The organism is Sphingomonas sp. (assembly GCF_036387595.1).
Lineage (GTDB): Bacteria > Pseudomonadota > Alphaproteobacteria > Sphingomonadales > Sphingomonadaceae > Sphingomonas.
Genome location: NZ_DASVTL010000022.1, coordinates 1 through 4,887 on the forward strand (window position 1 = coordinate 1; position 4,887 = coordinate 4,887).

Consider the following 4,887-nt stretch of genomic DNA (forward strand, 5'->3'; position numbering starts at 1 on the left):
GGCACCGCGATGGCCGAGGCGCTGTTCGGCCGGATCAATCCGGGCGCGAAGCTGCCGGTGACGGTAGCGCGAGAAGTCGGACAGGTTCCGCTCTACTACAATGCCAAGCCGTCCACCGGCCGTGGCTATCTGTTCGCCAGCACCGCGCCGCTTTTCCCGTTTGGCCACGGACTCAGCTACACCAAGTTCGAGATCGGCGCGCCGCGGCTGTCGTCGCCCAAGATCGGCGTCGCAGGGTCGGTCACCGTCGAGGTCGACGTCGCCAACACCGGCGCACGGGCAGGGGACGAGGTCGTCCAGCTCTACGTCCACGACCAGGTCGCGTCGGTCGCCCGTCCGGTGAAGGAGCTGAAAGCGTTCGAGCGGGTCACGCTTCAACCCGGCGAACGGCGCACGGTGAAGTTTCTGATCGGGCCTGCGGCATTCCGGATGTGGAACGTCGATCTGGAGGAGGTGGTGGAGCCGGGGTTGTTCGACATCCTCGCAGGGCCGGATTCGGTGAACCTGAAGAAGGTGGTGCTGGAGGTGGGGTAAGTCATGCGGGGATTGGATGCTGCAGAGGATTGGGTCACGCGAATCTGTCCTTTCGCGCCTTAGCGCCTTCGCGTGAACCAATCCGCCGTGTCCTCTAGCGAACCCCAACGACTTCCGCTCTAAACGAAAAAACCGAGAGGACGCCATCATCGCCACGCACGCCACCGCGCTCGATCACGGCAAGCAGAGCCAGCCGCTGATCATCATCGCCTCGTCGCTGGGCGCGGTGTTCGAATGGTATGATTTCTACCTCTACGGCCTGCTCGCGACGATCATCACCGCGCAGTTCTTCTCGGGCGTGAACGAGACCACCGGCTTCATCTTCGCGCTCGCCGCGTTCGCCGCGGGGTTCGCGGTGCGGCCGTTCGGGGCGTTGGTATTCGGGCGGATCGGCGACGTCGTCGGGCGCAAGAACACCTTCCTCGTGACGATGGCGATCATGGGGCTGTCGACCTTCCTGGTCGGGCTGTTGCCGAGCTACGCCTCGGTCGGTGTCGCCGCGCCGATCGCGCTCGTCGTGCTGCGCCTGCTCCAGGGGCTGGCGCTCGGCGGCGAATATGGCGGCGCCGCGACCTATGTCGCCGAACACGCGCCCGCGCATCGCCGCGGGCTGTTCACCAGCTTCATCCAGACCACCGCCTCGCTCGGGCTGTTCGCGGCGCTGCTGATCGTGATCGGCGTGCGCACGCTGGTCGGCGAGGAGGCGTTCGCCGCCTGGGGATGGCGCATCCCGTTTCTGGTCTCGATCGCCTTGCTCGTGGTGTCGCTGTGGATCCGGATGCAGCTCGAAGAGAGCCCGGTGTTCCAGAAGATGAAGGACGAGGGCAAGACGTCGAAGGCGCCGTTGACCGAAGCCTTCGCGAACTGGAGCAACCTGAAGATCGTGCTGATCGCGCTGTTCGGCGCGGTCGTGGGGCAGGGGGTGGTGTTCTACACCAGCCAGTTCTACGCGCTGTTCTTCCTCGAAAAGAACCTGCGCGTCGACGGCGCGACGACCAACATCCTGGTCGCGATCGCGCTGCTGATCGCCACGCCCGCCTTCGTGTTGTTCGGCTGGCTGTCCGATCGGATCGGGCGCAAATGGATCATCCTGACGGGCTGCGCGCTGGCGGCGCTGACCTATATGCCGCTCTTCCACGCCCTCTCGCGCGCCGCCAATCCCGCGCTCTATGCCGCGCAGGCGGCGTCGCCGGTCGCGGTCGTTGCCGATCCACGCGAATGTTCGGTGCAGTTCGACCCGGTCGGCAAGAACAAGTTCGACACCAGCTCGTGCGATATCGCCAAGTCGTTCCTCGCCAAGGCGGGCATCTCCTACGCCAACATCGCCGCCCCTGCGGGAACCGTCGCCCGGATCCGCATCGGTGCGACCACGATCCCGGTGGTGGACCCCGCCAGAGTGACCGGCCCCGCCAAGGCGGCCGCGATCAAGGACTTCGGCACGTCGGTACGCACCGCGCTCGCCGGGGTCGGCTACCCGGAAAAGGCCGATCCCGCGCAGATCGACCGCCCGATGGTGGTCGCGATTTTGGCGATCATGGTGCTCTACGTAACCATGGTCTACGGGCCGATCGCGGCGCTGCTGGTCGAGCTGTTCCCGACCCGCATCCGCTACACGTCGATGTCGCTGCCCTATCATATCGGCAATGGCTGGTTCGGGGGCTTCCTTCCGACCACCGCCTTCGCGATGGTCGCGGCCACCGGCGACATCTATTACGGCCTCTGGTATCCGATCGTCGCCTGCGCGCTGACCGCGATCGTCGGGTTGATCCTGCTGCCCGAAACCTTCCGCCGCTCGCTGCACGACTGATCGCCGCAACGCGCTATTGGATTTTTACCTCGAGCACCTATTCGAGGCGCGATGTCGATTCAGTGGCCCATCATCGCGCGCCGTACGCGCCCCGCCAGCTTGGCGCCGGGGCGGCGCGTCTATGCGATCGGCGACATCCACGGCGAGGCGGGACTGTTCAAGCAACTGCTCGACCGGATCGAGGCAGATTCGGCTGCTCGCGACGAGGCGGACGTCGGGATCGTCCTGCTCGGCGACTTCATCGATCGCGGGCCCGCGTCGGCGGGGCTGTTGCTGGCGCTTGCCGGCTGCGCCGATTCGCGGCTGGTGATCTTGAAGGGCAATCACGAGGCATCGATGGTCGCCGCCTGGCACGGTGACACCGCCGCGCTGGCGCTGTGGTTGCGGTTCGGGGGGGAGGCAACGCTGCTGGGGCTGGGCGCGGACCCGGCCGAGCTGGAGAGCGACGATCCCGCTCGGTTGCTGGCGACGGTACGCCGCTGCGTCGCGCCGGAGATGATCGACTGGCTCGACGCGCTGCCCACCTCCTACGAACTCGACGATTATTTCTTCACCCACGCCGGGATCCGCCCGGGCGTGGCGCTCGACGAGCAGGTCGAGGAGGATCTGCTCTGGATCCGCCGGCCTTTTCTGGGCAGCCGCCGCCGCCACGCCAAGATCATCGTCCACGGCCATACCATCGACCAGGCGGTACGCCTCGGCAGCAACCGTATCGGGCTCGACACCGGTGCGCACCGCTATGGCCGGCTGACGGCGCTCGGCCTCGAAGACGATCGGCAGTGGACGCTGGAAGCGACCGACGGCCGCGACTTCGTCTGAACGCCCGCGCCATTCGTTGACCTGGATTTACCTCAAGGCGCGTTAACGACCTTCGGTGAGAAGTTGGTCGCACTAACATCGTAAGCCAAACGCCTAAGGAAGGGTGTCTTATGATGAAATTCGCCGCAGGCCTGTGCGCCGCCGTGATGCTCGCAACGACGAGCAGCGCCGCGCTGGCGCAGTCGCAGATCTGGCGCATCTCGGAAGCCGCGGGCGCGGTGTCGGTGCGGCGTGGCACGGAGATCAAGCCGGCCGCACGCAACACGGTGCTTGCGCCAGGCGATGCTGTCGTCACCGGGCCGGGCGCGCGCGCGGTGCTGGTGCATGATCGCGATTTCGTCACGGTCAGCGCGAACAGCCGCGTTTCGGTGCCGCTAATGCAGGAGGCGAGTGGCTTCACCCGGATCGTCCAGGACATCGGCAATGCGATCTTCCGGATCGAGAAGCTGAAGGTGCCGCACTTCGCAGTCAAGACGCCGTACCTCGCCGCCGTCGTGAAGGGGACCATTTTCTCGGTCACCGTCGATGGCAGCGGCACCTCGCTCCAGGTGGTGGAAGGGGTGGTCGAGGTCGCGACGCTCGATGGCGGCGCGAAGGACCTCATCCGTCCGGGAACGGTCGCGACGATCGGCGCAGCCGACCTGTACCGGCTCCAGGTCCAGGGCGACGGCGCGCGCACGATCGACTCGCCCGCACGACCGGCGGATCCGCCCACGACGACGGGTGCCATTGTTCCCGCAGCAGCGGTGGGCGTCGCATCAACGCCAGTGCTCCCAGAAGCAGGTGGCGCCGCACCGATCGGCTTCGATTCCGGGGCCCAGACGATCGGCGAGGCGATCTCGTCCAAGCCAATCGACCTCGCATCGATCACCGGCGGCATGATGACAGGCACTACTGCCGCGGCCTCAGTCATGCTCGTCGCGTCGGTGAAGCTGGAGACCTTGGCTCCCCCTCCCGAAGCGGCTGCGGAACCGTCGGTGGCATCCGCTGCTCCGGTCGCGGATACACCGCCGATCGCATCTCCCGCGACCGATACCGGCACCCCCGCCGAGCCACCTGCCCAGCCGGAGCCCGTCGCGACCATCCCGGTGGCGACCGCTCCCGTGGCGAACGACAGCGTCACGGCAGGCGCGGAGGCGGGAAAAGCCGCCGGTGATGCCAAGAAGGCAGCCGACGATCTTGCCAAGGAACAGGAAAAGGCCGCCAAGGACGCCGCGACCGAGGCGGAGAAGGCAGCGAAGGACGCGGGGGGAGCTGCCGACGCCGCAGCGAAGGACGCGGCCAAGACGACTGAAGATGCCAAGAAAGCGGCAGACGATGCCGCTAAGCAGGCCGCCAAGAACGCCGCCGACAATGCTGCCAAGGAGGCAGCCAAGAACGTGGCAGACGACGCGGCTCGGGAGGCAGCCAAGAACGCCGCAGACGACGCCGCCAAGGAGGCAGCCAAGAACGCCGTAGACGACGCGGCTCGGGAGGCCGCCAAGAACGCCGCGGATGACGCCGCCAAGGAAGCTGCCAAGAACGCCAAGGAGGCGAAGGAGGCGGCAGACGACGCCGCGAAGTCCGCCGCCAAGGCCGCTCAGGATGCCCTCGATGCCGCTGCGGAGCTCGCCAAGGCTGCGCGCGACAAGCCAGAGCGGGACGAGGACGACGATTGATGACGCGCACGCTAGCTCGCCGTAGTGAATCGCGGCTCAAGGTGTTCCAGCCCGCAACGCTGCACGGCG

Annotated in this window: 4 protein-coding genes; all 4 read left to right on the top strand. The window is 66.9% G+C overall.

Annotated elements, in window-relative coordinates; all coding sequences use genetic code 11:
• Positions 1 to 534 (top strand): fibronectin type III-like domain-contianing protein (locus VF643_RS00850; RefSeq protein WP_331041466.1); only part of this gene is annotated, 534 nt, incomplete at its 5' end.
• A 145-nt stretch (positions 535 to 679) separates the two neighbouring features.
• Entirely contained in the window at positions 680 to 2,341 is a 1,662-nt protein-coding gene (locus tag VF643_RS00855; protein WP_331041469.1) for an MFS transporter, read from the top strand.
• A 51-nt stretch (positions 2,342 to 2,392) separates the two neighbouring features.
• The gene (locus VF643_RS00860) at positions 2,393 to 3,160 is read left to right on the top strand and encodes a metallophosphoesterase (RefSeq protein WP_331041467.1); all 768 of its coding nucleotides are present in this window, start codon (positions 2,393 to 2,395) and stop codon (positions 3,158 to 3,160) included.
• Positions 3,161 to 3,270: 110 nt separating this feature from the next.
• Positions 3,271 to 4,818, top strand: a complete 1,548-nt coding sequence (locus tag VF643_RS00865) for a FecR family protein (protein WP_331041468.1) — start codon at positions 3,271 to 3,273, stop codon at positions 4,816 to 4,818.
• The last annotated feature ends 69 nt before the right edge of the window (positions 4,819 to 4,887 follow it).